The sequence below is a fragment of the Salinarimonas chemoclinalis genome (assembly GCF_041514305.1).
Taxonomy (GTDB): Bacteria; Pseudomonadota; Alphaproteobacteria; order Rhizobiales; family Beijerinckiaceae; genus Salinarimonas; species Salinarimonas chemoclinalis.
This window is the reverse complement of sequence record NZ_JBGMWH010000015.1, coordinates 15,859-35,684: the sequence shown is the minus strand read 5'-3', so window position 1 is coordinate 35,684 and position 19,826 is coordinate 15,859. Positions and strand designations below refer to the sequence as shown.

The 19,826-nt window shown below is 72.4% G+C and carries 24 protein-coding genes and 1 pseudogene; 10 read left to right on the top strand and 15 right to left on the bottom strand.

Annotation, left to right across the window (positions count from 1 at the left end; genetic code table 11):
• Positions 1-82 precede the first annotated feature (82 nt).
• The 4 genes from AB9M23_RS18255 to AB9M23_RS18240 all read right to left on the bottom strand — a co-directional run bounded on the left by AB9M23_RS18255 (position 83) and on the right by AB9M23_RS18240 (position 4,705).
• Positions 83-613, bottom strand: coding sequence for a hypothetical protein (locus AB9M23_RS18255; RefSeq protein ID WP_372426013.1), 531 nt, complete (start codon positions 611-613; stop codon positions 83-85).
• A gap of 24 nt (positions 614-637) precedes the next feature.
• Positions 638-2,521: a putative nucleotidyltransferase substrate binding domain-containing protein gene (locus AB9M23_RS18250; protein ID WP_372426012.1), complete on the bottom strand. Its 1,884-nt coding sequence runs from the start codon at positions 2,519-2,521 to the stop codon at positions 638-640.
• Between the two features lie 137 nt (positions 2,522-2,658).
• Positions 2,659-4,434, bottom strand: coding sequence for a sodium:solute symporter family protein (locus AB9M23_RS18245; protein WP_372426011.1), 1,776 nt, complete (start codon positions 4,432-4,434; stop codon positions 2,659-2,661).
• 10 nt (positions 4,435-4,444) lie between these two features.
• Positions 4,445-4,705: a DUF4212 domain-containing protein gene (locus tag AB9M23_RS18240; RefSeq protein ID WP_443726255.1), complete on the bottom strand. Its 261-nt coding sequence runs from the start codon at positions 4,703-4,705 to the stop codon at positions 4,445-4,447.
• 406 nt (positions 4,706-5,111) lie between these two features.
• On the opposite strand from AB9M23_RS18240, the gene AB9M23_RS18235 reads away from it, so the two are divergent.
• The gene (locus AB9M23_RS18235) at positions 5,112-6,293 is read left to right on the top strand and encodes an acyl-CoA dehydrogenase family protein (protein WP_372426010.1); all 1,182 of its coding nucleotides are present in this window, start codon (positions 5,112-5,114) and stop codon (positions 6,291-6,293) included.
• A 32-nt stretch (positions 6,294-6,325) separates the two neighbouring features.
• Here the strand turns inward: AB9M23_RS18235 and AB9M23_RS18230 are convergent, their stop codons facing one another.
• Positions 6,326-6,670, bottom strand: a complete 345-nt coding sequence (locus tag AB9M23_RS18230) for an antibiotic biosynthesis monooxygenase family protein (RefSeq protein ID WP_372426009.1) — start codon at positions 6,668-6,670, stop codon at positions 6,326-6,328.
• 81 nt (positions 6,671-6,751) lie between these two features.
• Here AB9M23_RS18230 and AB9M23_RS18225 point away from each other — a divergent pair, with 81 nt between their 5' ends.
• On the top strand, positions 6,752-7,021 hold the full coding sequence (locus AB9M23_RS18225; RefSeq protein WP_372426008.1) for a hypothetical protein: 270 nt from the start codon (positions 6,752-6,754) through the stop codon (positions 7,019-7,021).
• On the opposite strand, the gene soxR is transcribed toward AB9M23_RS18225, so the two are convergent.
• The gene (soxR, locus tag AB9M23_RS18220) at positions 7,009-7,479 is read right to left on the bottom strand and encodes a redox-sensitive transcriptional activator SoxR (protein ID WP_372426007.1); all 471 of its coding nucleotides are present in this window, start codon (positions 7,477-7,479) and stop codon (positions 7,009-7,011) included. The two genes, AB9M23_RS18225 and soxR, sit on opposite strands and share 13 nt — an antisense overlap.
• 74 nt (positions 7,480-7,553) lie before the next feature.
• On the opposite strand from soxR, the gene AB9M23_RS18215 reads away from it, so the two are divergent.
• From AB9M23_RS18215 to AB9M23_RS18200, 4 genes are all read left to right on the top strand, one after another.
• Positions 7,554-7,799 (top strand): YjiS-like domain-containing protein, encoded by a 246-nt coding sequence (locus AB9M23_RS18215; protein WP_372426006.1) that lies wholly within the window; start codon positions 7,554-7,556, stop codon positions 7,797-7,799.
• 100 nt (positions 7,800-7,899) lie between these two features.
• The gene (locus AB9M23_RS18210) at positions 7,900-8,670 is read left to right on the top strand and encodes a potassium channel family protein (RefSeq protein ID WP_372426005.1); all 771 of its coding nucleotides are present in this window, start codon (positions 7,900-7,902) and stop codon (positions 8,668-8,670) included.
• Between the two features lie 109 nt (positions 8,671-8,779).
• The gene (locus AB9M23_RS18205; protein WP_372426004.1) at positions 8,780-9,484 is read left to right on the top strand and encodes a CoA transferase subunit A; all 705 of its coding nucleotides are present in this window, start codon (positions 8,780-8,782) and stop codon (positions 9,482-9,484) included.
• A 15-nt stretch (positions 9,485-9,499) separates the two neighbouring features.
• On the top strand, positions 9,500-10,165 hold the full coding sequence (locus AB9M23_RS18200; protein ID WP_372426003.1) for a 3-oxoacid CoA-transferase subunit B: 666 nt from the start codon (positions 9,500-9,502) through the stop codon (positions 10,163-10,165).
• An 84-nt stretch (positions 10,166-10,249) separates the two neighbouring features.
• On the opposite strand, the gene AB9M23_RS18195 is transcribed toward AB9M23_RS18200, so the two are convergent.
• Positions 10,250-10,444 (bottom strand): hypothetical protein, encoded by a 195-nt coding sequence (locus AB9M23_RS18195; protein ID WP_372426002.1) that lies wholly within the window; start codon positions 10,442-10,444, stop codon positions 10,250-10,252.
• Positions 10,445-10,552: 108 nt separating this feature from the next.
• Complete coding sequence (locus AB9M23_RS18190; RefSeq protein ID WP_372426001.1) at positions 10,553-10,948, bottom strand: hypothetical protein; 396 nt, start codon at positions 10,946-10,948, stop codon at positions 10,553-10,555.
• Between the two features lie 188 nt (positions 10,949-11,136).
• On the opposite strand from AB9M23_RS18190, the gene AB9M23_RS18185 reads away from it, so the two are divergent.
• Positions 11,137-11,556: a DUF4112 domain-containing protein gene (locus AB9M23_RS18185; RefSeq protein ID WP_372426000.1), complete on the top strand. Its 420-nt coding sequence runs from the start codon at positions 11,137-11,139 to the stop codon at positions 11,554-11,556.
• Positions 11,557-11,596: 40 nt separating this feature from the next.
• On the opposite strand, the gene AB9M23_RS18180 is transcribed toward AB9M23_RS18185, so the two are convergent.
• On the bottom strand, positions 11,597-11,971 hold the full coding sequence (locus AB9M23_RS18180; protein WP_372425999.1) for a response regulator: 375 nt from the start codon (positions 11,969-11,971) through the stop codon (positions 11,597-11,599).
• A gap of 171 nt (positions 11,972-12,142) precedes the next feature.
• Between AB9M23_RS18180 and AB9M23_RS18175 the strand changes: the two genes are divergently transcribed.
• Both AB9M23_RS18175 and AB9M23_RS18170 read left to right on the top strand, forming a co-directional pair.
• Entirely contained in the window at positions 12,143-13,084 is a 942-nt protein-coding gene (locus AB9M23_RS18175; protein ID WP_372425998.1) for a PfkB family carbohydrate kinase, read from the top strand.
• Positions 13,081-14,016, top strand: coding sequence for a nucleoside hydrolase (locus tag AB9M23_RS18170; RefSeq protein WP_372425997.1), 936 nt, complete (start codon positions 13,081-13,083; stop codon positions 14,014-14,016). The genes AB9M23_RS18175 and AB9M23_RS18170 overlap by 4 nt, the downstream gene beginning before the upstream one ends.
• A 19-nt stretch (positions 14,017-14,035) precedes the next feature.
• Here the strand turns inward: AB9M23_RS18170 and AB9M23_RS18165 are convergent, their stop codons facing one another.
• From AB9M23_RS18165 to AB9M23_RS18150, 4 genes are all read right to left on the bottom strand, one after another.
• Complete coding sequence (locus tag AB9M23_RS18165; protein WP_372425996.1) at positions 14,036-14,494, bottom strand: GNAT family N-acetyltransferase; 459 nt, start codon at positions 14,492-14,494, stop codon at positions 14,036-14,038.
• Complete coding sequence (locus tag AB9M23_RS18160) at positions 14,491-15,135, bottom strand: glutathione S-transferase family protein (RefSeq protein WP_372425995.1); 645 nt, start codon at positions 15,133-15,135, stop codon at positions 14,491-14,493. The genes AB9M23_RS18165 and AB9M23_RS18160 overlap by 4 nt, the downstream gene beginning before the upstream one ends.
• A gap of 117 nt (positions 15,136-15,252) precedes the next feature.
• Positions 15,253-15,816: a CoA-binding protein gene (locus tag AB9M23_RS18155; protein WP_372425994.1), complete on the bottom strand. Its 564-nt coding sequence runs from the start codon at positions 15,814-15,816 to the stop codon at positions 15,253-15,255.
• Complete coding sequence (locus tag AB9M23_RS18150; RefSeq protein ID WP_372425993.1) at positions 15,813-16,625, bottom strand: enoyl-CoA hydratase; 813 nt, start codon at positions 16,623-16,625, stop codon at positions 15,813-15,815. The genes AB9M23_RS18155 and AB9M23_RS18150 overlap by 4 nt, the downstream gene beginning before the upstream one ends.
• 125 nt (positions 16,626-16,750) lie before the next feature.
• On the opposite strand from AB9M23_RS18150, the gene AB9M23_RS18145 reads away from it, so the two are divergent.
• On the top strand, positions 16,751-17,206 hold the full coding sequence (locus tag AB9M23_RS18145) for a PaaI family thioesterase (protein WP_372425992.1): 456 nt from the start codon (positions 16,751-16,753) through the stop codon (positions 17,204-17,206).
• 9 nt (positions 17,207-17,215) lie between these two features.
• On the opposite strand, the gene AB9M23_RS18140 is transcribed toward AB9M23_RS18145, so the two are convergent.
• The gene (locus tag AB9M23_RS18140) at positions 17,216-18,253 is read right to left on the bottom strand and encodes a phytoene/squalene synthase family protein (protein WP_372425991.1); all 1,038 of its coding nucleotides are present in this window, start codon (positions 18,251-18,253) and stop codon (positions 17,216-17,218) included.
• Positions 18,240-19,816, bottom strand: a pseudogene (gene crtI / locus AB9M23_RS18135) (phytoene desaturase family protein). Before crtI ends, AB9M23_RS18140 begins: the two are co-directional and overlap by 14 nt.
• Positions 19,817-19,826: the final 10 nt, after the last annotated feature.

Genomic DNA, 19,826 nt, shown 5'->3' with positions numbered 1-19,826 from the left:
CCACCTCCTCGTGCCCTCCCCGGGCGTCCTCTCGAGCGGCGCGGTAGGTTCCGCGCTCGCCCCGACCGTGCCGCCTCGCGCCTCACGCGCTCGGCGGCCCTCCCCGCTCGCACACGATCGCGCGCAGCGGGTCGTCCTGCGCGAGCGGGCGCCACGCGCCCCCGACCGGCTGCCCGCTCGCGTCGAAACCGTCGAGATCGACGAGATCCGCCCGCCGCCCACCGGCGCAGTCGAACACCATCGCGGCGGTCGCGGTGGGCACGTAGCGCTGGAGCAGGTGGACCTCGGCGAGCCGGTATCCGGTATCGCCGGGCGCCGCCACGACGGTGCCGACGGCGACGAAGCGGTTCACCGGCGCGACGAGGTAGGTCCAGGGCTGGAGCGGGTGCGTCTGCTCGTAGGTCCGCGCGACCGTCACCGTCCCCGGCAGGGCGCCGGCGGTACGGGAGAACCAGGAATAGTCGTTGTAGAGCGTGTAGGTCATCATCGCCGCGCCCGCCATGACGGGCAGGATCCAGCGTGGCGGCTTCCTGCCCACAGCCTTGAAGGCGAGCATCACCACGCCCGCCACCGCGACGCCCAGCACCACCACCGCTATCAGGTTGAACCACATGGACCGATTGTTCCCGTATGTGCCTCAGGCCGCCGATCGCCCGTGGGCGAGCGCGGCCTGGAGGCCCTTCACGACGCCGAAGGCGTCCTTGAGATGGTTGCGCTGGAGCGCCGAGAGGCTCGACGGCTTGAGGAAGTTGTCCGGCCGGGTGCCGGCGCGCACCTGCGTCGCCTGGTGCGCGAGCCGCGTCTCGCTCACGAGATCGTAGGCGTCGATCAGATCCGCCGCCCCGCTCTCCGAGAGCGTCCCCGCCTCGCGTGCGGCCAGCAGCCGCTCGCGGGTGTTCACCGCTGCGATGGCGCCGTCGAGCGCGTAGACGCGGGCGAGATCGACGATCGGCACGACGCCGGAGTGCTTCAGGTCCACCGCGTCCTTGTGCTCGCCGGAGCGGATCAGCGCGAAGCCGCGGAACAGCCCGAGCGGCGGCGTGTGCTTGAGCGAGTTCGCGATCATGTGGGCGCGGAAGATGCTGTTCTGGCGCGCGGCCGCCAGCGTCTCGCCCTGCAGCCCCGCGAACAGGCCCGCCTCCCCCGCGATCGGGCGCAGGTCGAACATGACCGAGGCGAGCATCTGCGCCATCGGGTCGGGCCTCGCGATCCAGCCGGCGAAGTACCCGCGCCAGACGGCGAGGGGCTGGCGCCAGCGGGGCGTCGTCGCCATCATTTCGCCGGGGCAATAGAAATAGCCGCAGGCGTCGAGGCCGTCGCAGACGACGCGCGCCAGCTCCGCGAAATAGGCACCGTCGCGGGCCTCGTCATAGGCGTCGTCGAGGATCAGGCAATTGTCCTGGTCGGACACGCCGGTCTGCTCGCGCCGCCCCTGGCTGCCGCAGGCGAGCCAGAGCCAGGGAACCGGCGCGGGGCCGAGTCGCACCTCGGCGAGCGCCAGGAGCCGGCGGGTCACCGCGTCGGCGACGCCGGTTATCGCGTGGCCGACGCGGTGTGGCGGCATGCCCGATCCGACGAGCTGGACGAGCAGCTCCGGCAGCTTCGCCACGACGCCCGCGAGTGCCGACCCGTCCGCCGCCTTGGCGATGTCCGCCAGCAGGTACATCGCGGAGATGGTCTGGCGGCGCACGAGGTTGGTGCGGGTGAGGATTCCCTCCGGCAGCCCCCCGCGCGCGATCGGCAGATGCCCGAAGCCGCGCTCGGACATCAGCACCATCGCGTCGTAGACGAGCGCGTCGGGCGTCAGGGTGACCGGATCGGGCGTCATCGCCTCGGCGACGGCGGTGTCGGCCGAGCGGCCGCGCGCGACGATCCGGCTCGTCAGGTCTCCCGTGGTCAGGAGCCCGACGAGACGCCCCGCCTCGTCCGCCACGAGCACGCAGGAGATCGCGCGCTCGGCCATCAGCGCGGCCGCGTCGCGCACGGAGGTGGACGGGGAGACGCAGACCGGGTCCGCGGTCATCACGTCGGAGAGGGGGGCGGCGAGCCCGCTCTCGCCGGGCACTTCGCGCGGCGGCGCGCGCCGGGCGGCCGACGTGCGCAGGCGGTCGTAGAAGGCGTCGACGGCGGGATGGGCGGCGAGCAGCGCCAGGAAGGCGCTCGCGGGCACCGCGAGGGTGCGGGTCGGCGCAATGGCGACCGCACGGACGCTGGAGGGCTTCTCGCGCAGGATCGCGCGGGCGCCGACCGCCTCGCCCGGCGCGTAGCGCGTCACGCGCTCGCCCTCCGCGGAGAAGGCGTCGACCGCGCCCGACAGCAGGATTTCGACACGCGCCGCCGGCATGCCGTGGCGCAGGAGCACCCCGCCGTCGGCATGGGTGCGGACCTCGCCCGACGCGGCGAAGGCGGCGAGCGCGTCCTCGGGCAGGAGGTCGAAGGGATGATGGCGCGCCAGGAACGTGCTCGCCGCCTCGTGCGGCGCGCTGTCGGCGGTCGAGGCGCTGGACGCGGGCTGCGTCATCTGCGGGTCTTCCTGGCGATGTGTCCTGCGGATCCGCGGGGCGGATGCGCGTGCGGAGCCCGCGTGCGGGCTCCGCGAGAGTGTCCGCGTCGCACCCGAAAGATCAACCCGGGTGCGACGCGTACGGAGCGTGAGGCTCAGTGCGCCACGGCGCCGCCGGCACCGCGCGGGATGCGCACGCTCTCGACGAGATCCTGGATCTCCTTCGGGGGAGCGGCGGTCGCGCGCGAGACGCCGTAGGCGACCGCGAAGTTGAGGATCGCGCCGACCACGCCGAACGAGGCCGGGGCGATGCCGAAGAGCCAGTTCTCCGGCGTGTTGGCGATCATGTTGGTGCCCGGGATGAAGAACCAGCCCAGGTACGTGAAGATGTAGAGGCAGGTCGACAGGATGCCCGTGAGCATGCCCGCGATCGCGCCCAGGTTGTTGATGCGCTTCGAGAAGATGCCCATCATCAGCACGGGGAAGATCGAGGACGCCGCGAGACCGAAGGCGAGCGCCACGGTCTGCGCCGCGAAGCCCGGTGGGTTGAGCCCGAGCCATGTCGCGAGCACGATGGCACCCGCCATCGAGATGCGCGCGGCCATGAGTTCGCCCTTCTCCGAGATGGTGGGCATGACCGCGCTCTTGAGCACGTCGTGCGAGATCGCCGACGAGATCGCGAGCAGGAGACCCGCCGCGGTGGAGAGCGCGGCCGCGAGGCCGCCCGCCGCGACGAGCGCGATGACCCAGCCCGGGAGGTTGGCGATCTCCGGGTTGGCGAGCACGAGGATGTCCGGGTTGACGGTCAGCTCGTTGCCGGCCCAGCCCCACTCCTGCGCCTGCGCCGCGAAGGCGGCGTTGCCGTCGTTGTAGTACTGGATGCGACCGTCGTTGTTCTTGTCCTCGAAGCGCAGGAGGCCGGTGGTCTCCCAGGTCTGGAACCAGTCCGGACGGTTCTCGTAGGCGAGGTTGCCCTCGGGCGAGCCGACCTCCCCTATCTGGATCGTGTCGACGATATTGAGGCGCGCCATCGCACCCACCGACGGAGCGGTGAAGTACAGGATCGCGATGAAGACGAGCGCCCAGCCGGCGGACCAGCGGGCGTCGGCGACCTTCGGCACGGTGAAGAAGCGGATGATGACGTGCGGCAGGCCCGCGGTGCCGATCATCAGCGCGAGCGTGAACAGCACCATGTTGAACATCGAGGTGTTCAGCGTGGTGTACTGCGCGAAGCCGAGGCCGACGATCACCTCGTCGAGCCGCTGCAGCAGCGGCTGGCCGGACGCCGTGTGCTCGGAGAACAGGCCGAGCGGAGGCACGGGGTTGCCGGTGAGGTTGAGCGAGATGAAGATCGCCGGGATCGTGTAGGCCGTGATCAGCACCACGTACTGCGCCACCTGCGTGTAGGTGATGCCCTTCATGCCGCCGAGGACCGCGTAGACGAACACCACCGCCGAGCCGATGAAGAGACCCGTCGAGGTGTCGACCTGCAGGAATCGCGCGAAGGTCACGCCGACGCCGGTCATCTGACCGATGACGTAGGTCACCGAGATGATGATCAGGCACACGACGGCGACGAGGCGTGCGGTCTGCGAGTAGAAGCGGTCGCCGATGAACTCCGGCACCGTGTACTTGCCGAACTTGCGCAGGTAGGGCGCCAGCAGCATGGCCAGCAGCACGTAGCCGCCCGTCCAGCCCATGAGGAAGGACGAGTTGCCGTAGCCGGTGAAGGCGATGAGGCCGGCCATCGAGATGAAGGAGGCCGCCGACATCCAGTCCGCGGCCGTCGCCATGCCGTTGGTGACCGGGTGGACGCCGCGGCCGGCGGCGTAGAACTCGCCCGTCGAGCCCGCCCGGGCCCAGATGGCGATGCCGACGTAGAGCGCGAAGGTCGCGCCGACGACGATGTAGATCAGGGTTTGCGTTTCCATCGTCCCCGCCTCACTCCTCGACGCCGAAATCGCGGTCGAGCTTGTTCATCCGCCACGCGTAGTAGAAGATCAGCGCCAGGAAGACGATGATCGATCCCTGCTGCGCGAACCAGAAGCCCAGGTCGGTTCCCCCGATGGAGATGCCGGACAGGAGCGGACGGAAGACGATCGAAAACCCGAACGCGATCACCGCCCATACGATCAGGCAGTTGCGTACGAGGCTTAGATTCGCCTTCCAATAGCTTTGATCTCGGTCGTTTTGGCTCATCATGACGGCGCCCACCTCATGGCTTGGCGTTTCTCCCACCGCGACCCCCAGGAACCGGCGCTCAGTGCCGACGTTGTTCCGTCGGTCTCGCATCCGGCTCGCACCTCCCCGGCGCGACGCGGCTGCCCGGGTCCGCTTGCGCGTAGCCGAGCCTGCGCCACTTTATGGACGAGATTCCAGGATCGGTAATTGAGACGTTCGGCTAAGGCGTTGCGCGCGCGGGGAGCTGTGCGCGGATGCCGTCGTGGTCGTCCCCATCGGCCCGCCGTCCCGATCGGCTCGCTTTTCCCGATCGGCTCGTCCGCTCGACCGGAAGAGCCGTCTGGGCCCTGCCTCGGTCCGACGCCTTCCCGCGACGCCGCTCACCCGCTACGACGGGCAGGACGGCACGGCGCGAGGAGGACCGACGATGGAGACCCACGAGGCGGTCGAGGCCCACGCGCGGGCGGATCATGCCGAGATCCGCGAGGCCGTGGCGAGGCTCTGCGCCGGCTTCCCCGGCGCATACTGGCGCGCGCTCGACCGGGAGGGCCGCTACCCGGCCGCGTTCGTCGCGGCGCTCACGGAGGCCGGCTACCTCGCCGCGCTGATTCCCGAGGAGCACGGCGGCGTCGGCCTGCCGCTCTCCGCGGCCGCCGCGATACTCGAGGAGATCCACCGCTCCGGCGGCAACGGCGCCGCCTGCCACGCGCAAATGTACGTCATGGGCACGCTGCTGCGGCACGGCTCGCCGGCGCAGAAGGCGCGCTGGCTGCCGGAGATCGCCGCCGGCCGGCTGCGGCTCCAGGCCTTCGGCGTCACCGAGCCGACCTCTGGCACCGACACCGGCGCGCTGCGCACGGTCGCGCGGCGCGAGGGGGACCACTACGTCGTCGACGGCCAGAAGATCTGGACGAGCCGCGCCGAGCATTCCGACCTGATGATCCTCCTCGTGCGCACCACGCCGCGCGACGCCTGCGCCAAGCGCACCGACGGGCTCTCCGTCCTCCTCGTCGACATGCGCGAGGCGCTCGGCCGCGGGCTGACGCTGCGCCCGATCCGCACGATGATGAACCACGCCACCACCGAGGTCTTCCTCGACGGGTTGCGGGTTCCCGCCGAGAACCTGATCGGCGAGGAGGGCCGCGGCTTCCGCTACATCCTCACCGGCATGAACGCCGAGCGGATCCTCATCGCCGCGGAGTGTGTCGGCGACGCGAAGTGGTTCGTCGAGACCGCGAGCGCCTACGCCCGGGAGCGCGTGGTCTTCGGTCGGCCGATCGGCCGGAACCAGGGTGTGCAGTTCCCCATCGCCCGGGCCTACGCCCGCGTGCGCGCCGCCGAGCTGATGGTGCGCGAGGCCGCACGGCTCTACGAGGCGGGCGCGCCCTGCGGGGCGGAGGCGAACATGGCCAAGATGCTCGCAGCCGAAGCCTCGTCCGAGGCCGCCGACGCCTGCCTCCAGACCCACGGCGGCTTCGGCTTCGCGGAGGAATACGACGTCGAGCGCAAGTTCCGCGAGACGCGCCTCTACCAGGTCGCCCCGATCTCCACGAACCTGATCCTCGCGCACCTCGCCGAGCACGTGCTCGGCCTGCCGCGGTCGTATTGACCCACGCTGCCGGCCCGAGCGCCCGCGCCGGCTCACCCGTGCGCCGCCCGGCTGTCCGTGGGTGCCTCGTCGCGGCGCGTCATCCCGTAGTCGCGAGACACGGCCGCGACGCGCAGCCGGTAGTCGGCGAACATCGTCGAGCGGCCGAGAGCCTGCGCCACGCGATGGGCGCGGGTCTCGCGCCAGGCGCGGATCGCGTCCTCGTCCTCCCAGAAGGACAGCGAGAGCAGCTTGCCGGGCTCGGTCAGGCTCTCGAAGCGCTCCACCGAGACGAAGCCCGGAATCGTCTCGAGCAGGCCGCGCAGCTCCGCCGCCATCGCCATGTAGTCGCCGCGCCGGCCGTCCCGCGGCCAGACCTCGAAGATGATCGCCTGCATGCCTCTCCTCCTCCCCTGCGGAACCGTGACGCGCGAGCCATTGTTGACCCCGACAGCGTAGCGTGACGAGGAGGATGACGCGTGGACGTCGACGGTGCACAAGGTCTCATCTGGTCTTTGACCATCATCGTGATGCCGGTCCTGCTCGGGCTCGCCATCGCCTTCGGCGCGTACCAGACCTGGAAGCGCCGCAAGTCCGGCGCTCCGGCCCGGCGCGAGCCGGGGCGGATCGACAACGTCGACCCGAACCCGGACGAGAACGCCCAGGCCCGCTACATGGGCAGGCTCGGCCTGATCTCGGCGGCGGTCTTCGTCGTAGCGGCCATCGCGATCGTCGCCTACTTCTTCTGAGCGGACGGCGGCGGCGGGAAATGCGCGCCCGGTCCCTCGCGAGAAAGCCGGTCGCCCTGGTTGCGCAGCGAGCAGTCTTCCAGCGAGAGGCAGCCGCAGCCGATGCACGCCGAGAGATCGTCGCGCAGCTTCGACAGGAGCGCGATGCGCGCGTCGATCTCGTCCCGCCAGCCCGACGAGAGCCGCGCCCAGTCCGCCGCGTTGATGGCGCGGTGCGCCGGCAGCGCGTCGAAGGCCGCACGGATCTCCGCGAGCGGGATGCCGACGCGCTGGCCCACGCGCACGATCGCGATCCGCCGCAGCACGTCCCGGGCGTAGCGGCGCTGGTTTCCGGCCGTACGGATCGACTCGATCAGCCCCTGCGCCTCGTAGAAGTGCAGCGTCGAGACCGCGACGCCGGCCCGGCGGGCCACCTCGCCGGGCCCGAGCAGGATCGACCGATCGATGCGCGCCGCCATGCACGCCCCCTTGACCTCGACATTACTCGAGGTTCTATCCCTGCGAGCCTCCCCCGTCAAACCGCGAGGCTCCCATGCGTCCCGACCCCGCCTTCCCCGTCCCCCCGCCCTCCCGCCGCGTCCGCGGGTCGGCTTGGCCGCTGCGCTGGTTCCTGCTGAGGCGGGCGCTCGTTCGATTGCTGCTCGCGCTCGGCGTGCGCCCCACGAGCCCCGCGCGCCTGAGCGCCCGCTCGCTCGCCCACCTCGACGATCGCCTGCTGCGCGACGTCGGCCTGCGCAGAGAGGAGGGACTCGGTGGGGATCGGTACAGGGAGCTGTGAGAAACGCACACGGCCGGACGATCGTCGATTGACGAATCGGGCGCCGGACGACTCCCTCGGCTCGTCTGCCCCGACCCTCTCGAGAGCGCCCTCCCCGCCCGTGTCCCTCCGCGCCGCCCTCACGCGTCAGCTCGACCCGAAGGCCCGCTCGCGGCCCGGCCTCTCCGCGCTCAACCGCTGCATCGTCGCCCTGATCCTCGCCTCGACGGCGCTCGTCGTCCTCGAGACGGAGCCGGCCGTCTCGGCCGGACGGGAGGGCCTGCTGCGGGCGGTCGAGCTCGGCTTCGCGCTCCTCTTCGCCCTGGAATACGCCGCCCGGGTCTGGTGCGCCGGCGAGGACCCGCGCTATCGCGGCATGATCGGGCGCCTGCGCTGGGCGATGACGCCGATGGCGCTCGTCGACCTCCTCGCCCTCGCCTCGCTCACCGCGCCGCTCGCGGAAGGCAACGGCGTCGTCCTGCGGCTCCTTCGCCTCGCACGCGTCCTGCGGCTCGCGCGCCTGGGCCGCTTCTCCATCGCGGGCGAGGCGCTCTCGGAGGCGCTCCGGGCGCGCCGCTACGAGCTCGCCGTGACGAGCGCCGCCGCGCTCGTCCTGCTCCTGCTGTCCTCCACGCTCCTCTACCTCGTGGAGAGCGGCGTGCAGCCCGACGCCTTCGGCAGCATTCCCCGGGCGATGTGGTGGTCGGTCGCGACGCTGACGACGGTCGGCTACGGCGACATCTATCCCGTCACGGCGCTCGGCCGCGTGCTGGCCGCCGCGACGGCGGTCGTCGGCATCGGCCTCATCGCGATGCCCACCGGCATCCTCGCCGCGGCATTCTCCGACACGCTCCAGCGCCGGCGCGACGCAGGAGAGCCGCCGCGGGAGTGAGCGCAGCGACCGGACCGCCGTGCGCCGTGATCGTGCACCGCAACGCGTTGCCTCCCCCCGCACCGATCCTGTACAGGAGACGCGAACCCGAACCTGGAGGCGGACGGCCATGAAGAAGGTCTATCCCGACGCGACGGCGGCGCTCGCGGGGCTGTTGAAGGACGACATGACGATCATGGCCGGCGGCTTCGGCCTGTGCGGCATTCCCGAGACGCTGATCGGAGCGATCGAGCTCTCGGGCGTGAAGGGGCTGACCGTGATCTCGAACAACGCCGGCGTCGACGGCGTCGGGCTCGGCGTCCTGCTCGAGACCCGCCAGATCCGGAAGATGATCTCGTCCTACGTCGGCGAGAACAAGACCTTCGCGCAGCAATACCTCGCCGGCGAGCTCGAGCTGGAGTTCAACCCGCAGGGCACGCTCGCCGAGCGCATCCGCGCGGGCGGCGCGGGCATCCCCGCCTTCTTCACCAAGACGGGCGTGGGCACGCTGATCGCCGAGGGCAAGGAGGTGCGCGAGTTCGACGGCGAGACCTACGTGATGGAGCGCGGCCTCTTCGCCGACCTCGCCATCGTCCACGCCTGGAAGGGCGACACGGAAGGCAACCTGATCTACCGGAAGACCGCGCGCAACTTCAACCCGATGATGGCCACCGCCGCCGAGGCGACCGTCGCCGAGGTCGAGCACCTCGTCGAGCCCAAGGACATGGACCCGGACCAGGTTCACACGCCCGGCATCTTCGTGCAGCGGATCATCCACGTGCCGAACGCCAAGAAGCACATCGAGCAGCGCACCACCCGCCCGCGGGCGGCTTGAGGGAGGCGACAGACCATGCCCTGGACCCGTGAGCAGATGGCCGCGCGTGCCGCCCGTGAGCTGCGCGACGGCTTCTACGTCAATCTCGGCATCGGCATCCCCACGCTGGTGTCGAACTACATCCCCGAGGGGATGACCGTTCAGCTGCAGAGCGAGAACGGCATGCTCGGCATGGGCCCGTTCCCCTACGAAGGCGAGGAGGACGCCGACCTGATCAATGCCGGCAAGCAGACGATCACCGAGCTGCCGACGACGAGCTACTTCTCCTCCGCCGACTCGTTCGCGATGATCCGCGGCGGCCACATCGACCTGTCCATCCTGGGCGCCATGCAGGTGGCCCGGAACGGCGACCTCGCCAACTGGATGATTCCGGGCAAGATGGTCAAGGGCATGGGCGGCGCCATGGACCTCGTCGCCGGCGTGAAGAAGGTCGTCGTCGTCATGGAGCACGTCGCCAAGGGCAAGGACGGCTCGGAGGCGCCCAAGCTCCTGGAGGCCTGCGACCTGCCGCTCACCGGCACCCGCGTCGTCGACATGGTGATCACCGATCTCGGCGTCTTCGCCATCGACAAGCACGGCGACGGCGGCATGACGCTGGTCGAGCTCGCCGAGGGAGTCACCCTCGACGAGATCGCGGCGAAGACGCAGGGCGCCTATCGCGTGGCCGACGGGGTCGCCTGAGCCGGGCACGACCTCGGGAGACGTTCGCGACGCCCGCGGGGAGAGACCTCCCCGCGGGCGTCGTCGTCTTCGCGGGCGGACGGCTCAGATGCGCTCGAGGGCGACCGCGAGCATCGTGCTGAAGCCCAGCACGACGAGGCCCGTGCACAACAGCGGGTAGAACGTCTCGCCGAGGAAGCCGCGCACGAAGCGCGGCGACACGCCGGCGGCGTTGGGCATGCCGGCATAGGTGAGCGCGACGCCCAGCGCGAGAAGAACGGTTCCGTGGAGGATCGACATGGGAGGTCTCCCGCCTTCCCCGTCGAAGGAAGGCGCATGCGGGCCGGTCCGGGCGTCGCTGCGGACGCGCGCGGGACCGCGGCCTCGAAGTATCGGGATCGGTGGGGGTCAGGCGGCGGCGGGCGGCCTGCCGGGAGGCCCGCGCGCGGCATGGGCGCGGGGGCGTGCGCCGGACCCGGCTACCCCGGCCCGCTCCGGCAGAGACGGCGCACGACGTGCGGCGCTGCGCGCGGGCACGCGCGGACGGCGCGGCGCGGGCCGGCCGTCGCGGGAAGGCTTGGGCCCGAGCGTCTGCGTCCGCGCACCCTCGAGCCGCAGGCCCGCGTACCGGGCATCGGCGTCGAGGACGGCGGCAGCCGCGTGCGCGGCGACGCAGGCGGGCGCGGTCGGCGCAGGCAGCGCGACCGCGTCGACCGGCCTGAGATAGGCGCACGCCAGAACCAGCGCCGCGGCGAGGAAGAAGCGCGCCGCCATGCCCCTGGAGATCAGCTCGCGATCGAGCACGGATGTCGTCCGACCCGCCAGCCGCCGAAGCGGTCCGGCCGCGCGGGCGGCGGTCCGGGCGACGGGACGCTGCGCCTCGCCGACCCGTCCGTCAAGCGGCATCTGCGCGACGATCGGACCCTCCGCGCCGTTCGCGCGTTCGGGTCGTCGACACCATCTCGAGACCGCACTCAGCCGGGAGCACGCCCGTGACCGATACAGCCAGCACCTACGGCCCCGGCGCCGACGCCGGCCGAAGCTACGACCGGGAGGCCCGCCGCGACCACGCCCGCCGCGCCAGCGAACGGCTCGAGGCCCTGGCGCGCCTGCTCGATTCCTCGATCCGCGTGCCGGGCACGCGCTTCACCTTCGGCCTCGATCCGATCCTGAGCATCGTGCCGGTGGTCGGCTCGTTCGTCGGCGCGGGCGTGTCCGCCTACGTCGTGATCGAGGCCTATCGCCTCGGCGCGCCGCGCGCGACGCTGGCGGCGATGCTCGCCAACATCGGGCTCGACAGCGTGCTCGGCGCCGTTCCCGTGCTCGGCTTCGTGTTCGACGCGCTCTACAAGGCCAACAAGCGCAACGTGGCGATCCTCCGCCGCCACCTCGCCGCCGCCGGGCGGCTGTGACGCGGGTGGGCGCGGCCGGCGGGAGCGGCGGCCACCGCCGTCAGGCGGCGAGTCCCGTCGCGAGGAAGCGCGCGAGGCTGGTGGCGTCGAAGGGCTTCTCCCAGCGCGGCACGTCGCCGAGACCGCTGGGCACGACATTGGCGCCGTAGCCCGTCGCGAAGACGAAGGGCACGCCCCGCGCCTTCAGGGCGCTGGCCACCTCGAAGACGAGCTCGCCGCGCAGGTTGATGTCGAGCACGGCGCGGTCGATCCGCTCGCGGGCGATCAGCGCGAGCGCCTCGCGCGGGTCGCCGACGGGCCCGATCACCTCCGCGCCCTCCGCCGCCAGCGCCTGGGCGAGATCGTCCGCGATGAAGTACTCGTCCTCCACGACGAGGATGCGCGGTCGTCCCTCGCGGGCTTCGACGCAGGCCATTGGCGTTCTCCGAAAGCCGGCCCGCTCGGGGCGCGATGCCGGTGGCGAACGGTAGCAGGACGCGCGCGAGGTGCCAACTCCGTTCGGCTCCCGACCGGTGTCGAAGGTTGCACACCGGCGCAGCCGCGCTAAACGATGGTCCTCGGCCATCGGGGTCGCGGAGGGGCGCGCATGATCGTCGTGTTCGGCTCGGTCAATGTCGATCTCGTGGCGCGCGTGCCGCGCATCCCGCGTCCGGGCGAGACCGTGCTCGCGCCCACCCACGAGCGCCACCACGGCGGCAAGGGCGCCAACCAGGCCATCGCCGCCGCCCGAGCCGCCGGCGGGGCGATCCGCGTCGCCATGGCGGGTGCGGTTGGGGACGATCCCCTCGGCTCGGCCGCTCGCACCAACCTCGCGCAGAACGGCGTCGACCCCTCCCCGCTCGAGACCAGCGACGCGCCCACCGGCGTCGCCTTCATCGCCGTCGACGAGGATGGCGAGAACGCCATCACCGTCGCGTCCGGCGCGAACGCGCTCGCCCGGGCCGACGGGTTGGCGCCGCTCCTCGTCGGTGCCGCGGTGCTCGTGCTGCAGATGGAGGTGCCGCTCGCGGCCGTCGCCGCCGCGGCGCGGATGGGCGCGCAGGCCGGCGCGCGCGTCGTCCTCAACCTCGCCCCGGTGCCGACGAACCCGGATCGCGCCGCGCTCGACGCCCTCCTCGCGGCGACCGACGTCCTCGTCCTCAACACCCACGAGGCCGACGCGCTCTGCGCCCTCCTCGCCCTCCCCGGTCCGGACGGCGCGGCCCGCGACGCCGCGCTCGCCGCGCGCTGCGATGCCGACGTCGTCGTCACGCTCGGTGCCGCCGGCGCGCGCGCCGCGACGCGCGGCGGTGAGACGCTGCACGTGCCCGCGCTCCCCGTCGAGCCCATCGACACGACCGGCGCCGGAGACGCCTTCGTCGGCTCGCTCGCCGCGGCGCTCGCCGAGCACCTCCCGCCCGGCGAGGCGCTCGCGCGCGCCGCGGTCGCCGGCGCCCTCGCCTGCCTCGCGGTGGGCGCCCAGGCCGCCTCCCCCACCCGTGCCGCCATCGAGGCGGCGCTTCGCACGCACACCGGAGAGCCGTCGTGACCCGTGCCATCATCATCGACACCGATCCCGGCCAGGACGACGCGATCGCGATCCTGCTCGCGCTGGCTTCCCCCGAACTCGAGGTCCTGGGCGTGTGCGCGGTCGCCGGCAACGTGCCGCTCGCGCTGACGAGCGTGAACGTGCGCAAGGTGCTGGAGCTCGCCGGGCGCACCGACGTGCCGGCCTTCGCCGGGGCCGACCGGCCGCTGCTGCGCCCCCTCGTCACGGCGGAGTACGTCCACGGCAAGACCGGCCTCGACGGCGCCGATCTGCCCGAGCCGACGATGCCGCTCGATTCGCGTCACGCGGTGGACTTCATCGTCGAGACGGTGATGAGCCGCCCGCCGCGGACCGTCACGCTCTGCCCGCTCGCACCGCTCACCAACATCGCGCTCGCGCTCGCCAAGGAGCCGCGCCTCGCGGAGCGGCTCCAGGGAATCGTGCTGATGGGGGGCGGCGTGTTCGAGGGCGGCAACCGCACGCCCGCGGCCGAGTTCAACGTCTACGTCGACCCGGAGGCCGCGCAGCGCGTCTTCGCCTCCGGCGCGGACGTCACCTTCATCCCCCTCGACTGCACCCACAGGGCGCTGACGACGGCCAAGCGGACGGCGGCCATCCGCGCGCTCGGGACGCCGCTGTCGCAGGCCGTGGCCGGCTGGCTCGACTTCTTCGAGCGCTTCGACGAGGCGAAGTACGGCACCGACGGCGGGCCGCTGCACGACCCCTGCGTGATCGCCTGGCTGCTGCGCCCCGACCTGTTCCGCGGAAAGCGCGTCCACGTGGCGGTCGAGACCGGCTCGGAGCTCACCCGCGGCATGACGGTGGTGGACTGGTGGGGCGTCGTCGACGCCGCCCCCAACGCCACGATGCTGCGCGAGATCGACGCCGACGGCTTCTTCGCCCTCCTGACGGAGCGGCTGGCGCGGCTGTGACGGGCCGCTCGGGCGGCCGTCACAGCACCTTCTTGAAGCCCAGATGCGTCTGCCCGTAGCCGAGTCGCCCGTAGAACCGGTGCGCGTCCACGCGCGACGCGTTCGAGGCGAGTTCGACGAAGGCCGCGCCGTGCTCCCGCGCCCACGCCTCGGCATGGGCGACGAGAGACGTGCCGATCCCCTGCGAGCGCCGCGCGGGATCGACGTGCACCGATTCGATGCGCACCCGCGTCGCGCCGCGATCGACGAGGCAGGGGATGACGCTCACCTGGAAGGTGCCGACGATGCGGCCCCCAGCCTCGGCGACGAAGACCCTGTGGTCCTCGCTGGTGACGATGCGCGCGAAGGCCGCCGCGTAGGCGGGCGCGGTCTCGTCGGTCCAGGCGTCGTCGTGGCCGCCGAGCGTGTCGGCGGCGTAGAGGCGCACGATCGCCTCGAGGTCGCTCGTGCGCGCCTCGCGCAGGACGAAGTCGCTCACGCGGTGATCCTCGTCTCCTTCGGCACGATCGCGTCCGGCGGCCCGAAGCCCGGAAGCGACTCGATGCGCGCCATCCAGGCCCGCAGCGCCGGGAGCGCCTCGAGCGAGAACCCGCCGGCCTCGGCGTAGCAGGCGACGCCGTAGAGATCGACGTCGGCCATGGTCGGCCCCTCGCCGACGACGAAGTCGCGGCCCCGAAGATGCCCGTCGAGCACCGCGAGCGCCGCCTCGCCCTCGGCCGTCCATATCGCCACCGCCTCCTCCGGGGCCTGCCGCAGGCCGAGCTTCACGCCGCGGCAGCGGTAGATCGGCACGGCGAAGCGGTCGTAGTCCCAGAACATCCACTCGCGGGCGCGGATGCGCTCGTCCAGGGTGGCGCCGCCCATCTCGCCGGTGACGTCGGCGAGGTACTCGAGGATCGACGCCGCCTGGCACAGGCCGCGCCCGTTCGAGCGATCCTCCAGCAGCGGCACCTGGCCGTAGCGCTGGCGCGCCACGTAGCCCGGCGCCTTGTGGGCGCCCTCGCGCAGGTTGACGAGTTCGAAGTCGAAGGGCTCCCCCGCCAGCGCGAGGAAGAGCGCGACCTTGTAGGTCGGCCCCGAGAGCCAGATGCCGTGGAGCAGGAAGCGGGGAGCGGTCATGATCGCGCGAATCCTCGTGGGGCTCGCCCTCGGGCGAGCGCGCGCGACGCTAGCGCGCCGCGTGCGGCCGGGGAAGCGCCGAAATCGGCGCGCCGCCGTCGGCGTCCCGCACGGGGCTCACGAGCGCTTCGGGCCGAGCGTCAGCTTCTGCACGCCGCCGGCGGCACGGGTGGGCTTGCGCGCCGAGAGCACGCGGGAGTTCACCCCCTGCCAGGAGATCTCGCCCGACAGGCGGCCGAACTCGATCTTCGGGCAGCGATCCATCACGACCCGCACGCCCGCCGCCTCGGCCCGTGCGGCCGCCTCGTCGTTGCGCACGGAGAGCTGCATCCAGATCGTGCGCGGCTTCGGCTCCAGCGCCAGAGCGTCGTCGACGATGGGGCCGGCCGCCGCCGAGTTGCGGAAGATCTCGACCATGTCCACCGGCCGATCGAGGTCGGCGAGGCGCGCGTAGACGCGCCGGCCCAGGATCTCGCCGCCCGCCTGTCCGGGATTGATCGGGATCACCTCGAAGCCGCGGCCGAGGAGGTACTTCATCACGATGAAGCTCGGCCGAGCCGGATTGCTCGACGCACCCACGAGGGCGATCGACTCGGTCGTGGTGAGCACGTCGCGGATCAGGGCATCGGGATAGGCGAGCGGGGCGGCGGTGTCGCGGCGCGGAACGGCTTCGTTGGTCATCGGTCTTCCCAGGTGGGCGGGCGCTTCTCGACGAAGGCCTCGATGCCTTCCTCCGCGTCGCGCGCCATCATGTTCGTCGCCATCACCCACGCCGCGTAGTCGTAGGCCTCGGAGAGGCCCATCTCCGCCTGCCGGTAGAACGCCCGCTTGCCGGTGGCGACGGCGAGCGTCGAGCGCCCGGCGATCGCACGCGCGAGCGCCAGAGCCTGCGCGAGCGCCTCGCCGGCGGGCACGACGCGGTTGACGAGGCCGAGCCGGTGCGCCTCGCGGGCGTCGACCGGCTCGCCGAGGAGGAGCATCTCCATCGCGTGCTTGTGCGCGAGGTTGCGCGAGAGCGCCACCATCGGCGTCGAGCAGAACAGGCCGATGTTGACGCCGGGCGTGGCGAATCGCGCGCCCTCGCCGGCGACGGCGAGATCGCAGGTGGCGACGAGCTGGCAGCCGGCGGCGGTGGCGACGCCCTCCACGGCGGCGATCACCGGCTGGGGCAGCGCCACGATCGCCTGCATCATGGCCGAGCAGCGCCGCATCAGGTCCTCGAAATAGGCCCGCCCGCGGTCATCGTCGGCGCGCCGGGCGGTCATCTCCTTGAGGTCGTGCCCGGCGCAGAAGGCAGGCCCCTCCGCCGCCAGCACCACGCAGCGCACCGAGCGGTCGGCCGCGACGGCGTCGAGCGTCTCGTGGAGGAGCGCGATCGTGGCGTCCGACAAGGCGTTGCGGGTGCGTGGCCGGTCGAGGGTGAGCGTGCACACGCCGTCTTCGTCGCCGCGGCGGACCGGGGGCGCGTCGAGGCCGGGATGGGCGTTCATGCTCTCCTCCGCTGGCGCACGGGTGGCGGACGGGTGAAACGGCGGGTGCGCTTGATCTCGCGTCGCGCGCGGGCTTGGATGCGCCGAGCGGGCGCGAGACCCGCGGCGTCGAGGGAGAGTGCCCGATGAGCGAGCGTCCGGCAATGCGCGAGCGCGCGACCCCGCCGGTGATGAGCGCACCGGAGGTCGAGGCCTTCCTCGAGCGCGAGTTCCCCGAGATCTACCTCGACGGCCGGATCTGGCGGGTCGAGCACGTGGGTCCCCTGGAAGCGCGCATGCGGCTCGCCTTCCACCCGCGGCACGTCCGCCCGGGCGGCACGCTGTCGGGACCCGCGATGATGACGCTCGCCGATCTCGCGCTCTACGTCGCCGTCCTCGCCAATGTCGGGCCGGTGGCGCTCGCGGTGACGACGAACCTCTCCTTCAACTTCCTGCGCAAGCCGCCCCGGGCCGCCCTCGTCGCCGACACCCGCCTGCTCAAGCTCGGCCGCCGTCTCGCCGTGGGCGAGGTGACGATCCGCTCAGAGGGCGCCGACGAGCCCGTCTGCCACGCGACGGGGACCTACGCGCTGCCGGGATGAGGGAGCGCCTCAGCCCACCGGGTCGCGCCGCTCCAGCCGCTCGAACAGGTCGACGAGCCAGGCGATGCGCTCCTCGAGGCCCTGGGGCGGCAGTTCGTGGCGGCCTGCGCCCACGGCGGCCTCGACCAGGAACGCGACCTCCGGGAGGGGCGGCGTGTCGTCGGGACGGGCGGCGAGGAAGGGGGCGCGGGCGAGCGCGCCGGCGACGAGGGCGAGCTGGCGCGTGCGCGGCACGACCGCGCGCTCGAGCGCCTTCGTCGGCCCGCCGCGCTCCACCACCCGCCCGATTTCGGCGTAGAGCGTCCGCGCGGCCAGGATGCCGGGCCGGCAGTCCCGCGGCAGCGCCGCGATCCCGGCGATCGCCCGGGCGTAGAGCCCATCCGCCGCGACCAGCAGGCGCCGCGTCGCCGCGTGCACGCCCGCGCAGGGGCGCGGATCGGCGAGGAAGGCCGCCACGTCGACGCCCGCCTCGCGCAGCCATTGCCGCGGCAGGTAGAGCCGCCCGTTGGCCGCGTCCTCGCCGACGTCGCGGGCGATGTTGGTGAACTGCATGGCGACGCCCAGATCGCAGGCGCGCGCCAGCACCGCGGGCTCGCGCCTGCCCATGATCAGCGTCATCATCGCGCCCACCGTGCCCGCGACCCGCGCGGCATAGGCGGCGACGTCCGACAGCGTCTCGTAGGTGCGCTCCTCCGCGTCCCAGGCGAAGCCCTCGAGCAGCGCCTCGGGCAGCGCGCGAGGGATGCGGTAGCGGGTCACCGTCGCGGCGAAGGCGCGGTCGATCGCCTGCGGCGCGGGGTGGCCGGCATAGACCCGGTCGAGCCGCTCGCGCAGCAGGGCGAGCGCCGCGTGCCGGTCGTGGCCGTGGTCGACCGCGTCGTCCGCCACCCGGCAGAAGGCGTAGAGCGCCGCCGCCGGCTCACCGACGCGCCTGGGCAGCACCCGCGAGGCCGCGTGGAAGGAGCGCGAGCCGCCCCGCAGCAGGTTGGCGCAGGCGGCGATGTCGCCCTGCGCGGACGGGTGCTCGCGGCGGTCAGGTGCGCGCATGGGGCCTCGCTGTCGTCGTCTGGAACTGTGCGGGATCGGGCACGACGCGGTCGAGCACGCGCGCGGTGGAGAGCACGCCGGGCATGCCCGCGCCGGGATGCGTGCCGGCGCCCACGAGGAAGAGGTTCTCGATGCTCTCGGAGCGGTTGTGCGGCCGGAACCAGGCCGATTGCCACATCACCGGCTCGAGCCCGAAGCCCGCCCCGTGCAGCGAGGCGTAGTCGCGCTCGAAATCCGCCGGCGTCAGCAGCCGCGAGACGACGATCTCGTCGGACAGGCCGGGAAGCACCGTCTCCTCCAGGCGGCGCACGACCTTCCGCCGGTAGGCCTCCGCCGTCTCGTCCCAATTCGTCGTCCCGAGCAGGTTCGGCACCGGCGAGAGGACGTAGAAGGCGTCGTGGCCGTCGGGCGCGACGCTCGGGTCGCTGGCGCTCGGGCGGTGGAGGTAGAGCGAGAAGTCCTCGGCCAGGTGCTTCTTCCGGAAGATGTCGTCGAGCAGCTCCCGGTAGCGGGGCCCGAGCAGGATCGTGTGGTGGCCGACGTCGTCATAGCGTCGCTTCGTGCCGAAGTACCAGACGAACAGCCCCATCGACCATTGCGCCAGCCGCTGGCGGGCGGGTCCCCAGCGGGTGCGCCGCGCGTCCGGCAGGAGCTTCGCGTAGGTGGCCGTCGAATCGGCGTTCGAGACGACGATGTCGGCGCGGATGATCTCGCCGCTCTCGAGCCGCACCCCGCAGGCGCGCCGGCCTTCGAGCAGGATGCGCTCGACCGGCGCCGACAGCCGCACGCGGCCGCCCTGGCCCTCGATCAGCCCGACGATGCCCGACACCAGCCGGTTGATGCCGCCGACCGCGTAGTGCACGCCCCAGCGCTTCTCCAGATGATGAATGAGCGCGTATATCGCGCTGGCGGAGAACGGGTTTCCGCCGATCAGCAGAGGGTGGAAGCTGAACACCGTGCGCAGCCGCTCGTCGGCGAAGTGGCGCGACACGAGCCCGTGGACGGAGCGCTGCGCGCCCAGCCGCACGAGGTCCGGCGCGACCTTCAGCATGTCGCCGATGGAGGCGAAGGGCACGTGGCCGAGCTCCTCGAAGCCGACGCGGCAGATCTCCTCCGAGACCTTCATGAACCGCTCGTAGCCGGCGAGGTCGCCGGGCGCGAGGCGCGCGATCTCGGCGCGCATGGCGGCCGTGTCGCCGCTGTAGCGGAAGGTCTCGCCGTCGTCGAAGCGGATCGTGTAGAACGGGTCGAGCGGGACGACCGCGACGTCGTCCTCCATCCGCTTGCCACACAGCTCCCACAGCTCGGCGAAGAGCTGCGGCGCCGTGATCAGCGTCGGGCCCGCGTCGAAGGTGAAGCCCCCTCGCGGAAGACCCGCGCCCGGCCGCCGGGCTGGTCGAGTTTCTCGACGATGGTCACGCGATAGCCACGCGCGCCGAGGCGCACGGCGGCGGCGAGGCCGCCGAAGCCGGCGCCGATCACCACGGCGTGGGGGCGGCCGGCGGTTTCGGCGTCGAAGGGCACGGGGTGCGCCGTGCCGGGAGGGGGTGTCAAGATGTTCATCCTGTCGCGA

Coding starts and splice junctions, on each gene's coding strand:
- AB9M23_RS18255 (WP_372426013.1), bottom strand. CDS start 613: ATGTGGTTCAACCTGATAGCGGTGGTGGTGCTGGGCGTCGCGGTGGCG.
- AB9M23_RS18140 (WP_372425991.1), bottom strand. CDS start 18,253: ATGCGCGCACCTGACCGCCGCGAGCACCCGTCCGCGCAGGGCGACATC.
- AB9M23_RS18145 (WP_372425992.1), top strand. CDS start 16,751: ATGAGCGAGCGTCCGGCAATGCGCGAGCGCGCGACCCCGCCGGTGATG.
- AB9M23_RS18215 (WP_372426006.1), top strand. CDS start 7,554: ATGCGTCCCGACCCCGCCTTCCCCGTCCCCCCGCCCTCCCGCCGCGTC.
- AB9M23_RS18175 (WP_372425998.1), top strand. CDS start 12,143: ATGATCGTCGTGTTCGGCTCGGTCAATGTCGATCTCGTGGCGCGCGTG.
- AB9M23_RS18245 (WP_372426011.1), bottom strand. CDS start 4,434: ATGGAAACGCAAACCCTGATCTACATCGTCGTCGGCGCGACCTTCGCG.
- AB9M23_RS18240 (WP_443726255.1), bottom strand. CDS start 4,705: ATGATGAGCCAAAACGACCGAGATCAAAGCTATTGGAAGGCGAATCTA.
- AB9M23_RS18200 (WP_372426003.1), top strand. CDS start 9,500: ATGCCCTGGACCCGTGAGCAGATGGCCGCGCGTGCCGCCCGTGAGCTG.
- AB9M23_RS18235 (WP_372426010.1), top strand. CDS start 5,112: ATGGAGACCCACGAGGCGGTCGAGGCCCACGCGCGGGCGGATCATGCC.
- AB9M23_RS18195 (WP_372426002.1), bottom strand. CDS start 10,444: ATGTCGATCCTCCACGGAACCGTTCTTCTCGCGCTGGGCGTCGCGCTC.
- AB9M23_RS18150 (WP_372425993.1), bottom strand. CDS start 16,625: ATGAACGCCCATCCCGGCCTCGACGCGCCCCCGGTCCGCCGCGGCGAC.
- AB9M23_RS18180 (WP_372425999.1), bottom strand. CDS start 11,971: ATGGCCTGCGTCGAAGCCCGCGAGGGACGACCGCGCATCCTCGTCGTG.
- AB9M23_RS18155 (WP_372425994.1), bottom strand. CDS start 15,816: ATGACCAACGAAGCCGTTCCGCGCCGCGACACCGCCGCCCCGCTCGCC.
- AB9M23_RS18160 (WP_372425995.1), bottom strand. CDS start 15,135: ATGACCGCTCCCCGCTTCCTGCTCCACGGCATCTGGCTCTCGGGGCCG.
- AB9M23_RS18250 (WP_372426012.1), bottom strand. CDS start 2,521: ATGACGCAGCCCGCGTCCAGCGCCTCGACCGCCGACAGCGCGCCGCAC.
- AB9M23_RS18205 (WP_372426004.1), top strand. CDS start 8,780: ATGAAGAAGGTCTATCCCGACGCGACGGCGGCGCTCGCGGGGCTGTTG.
- AB9M23_RS18230 (WP_372426009.1), bottom strand. CDS start 6,670: ATGCAGGCGATCATCTTCGAGGTCTGGCCGCGGGACGGCCGGCGCGGC.
- soxR (WP_372426007.1), bottom strand. CDS start 7,479: ATGGCGGCGCGCATCGATCGGTCGATCCTGCTCGGGCCCGGCGAGGTG.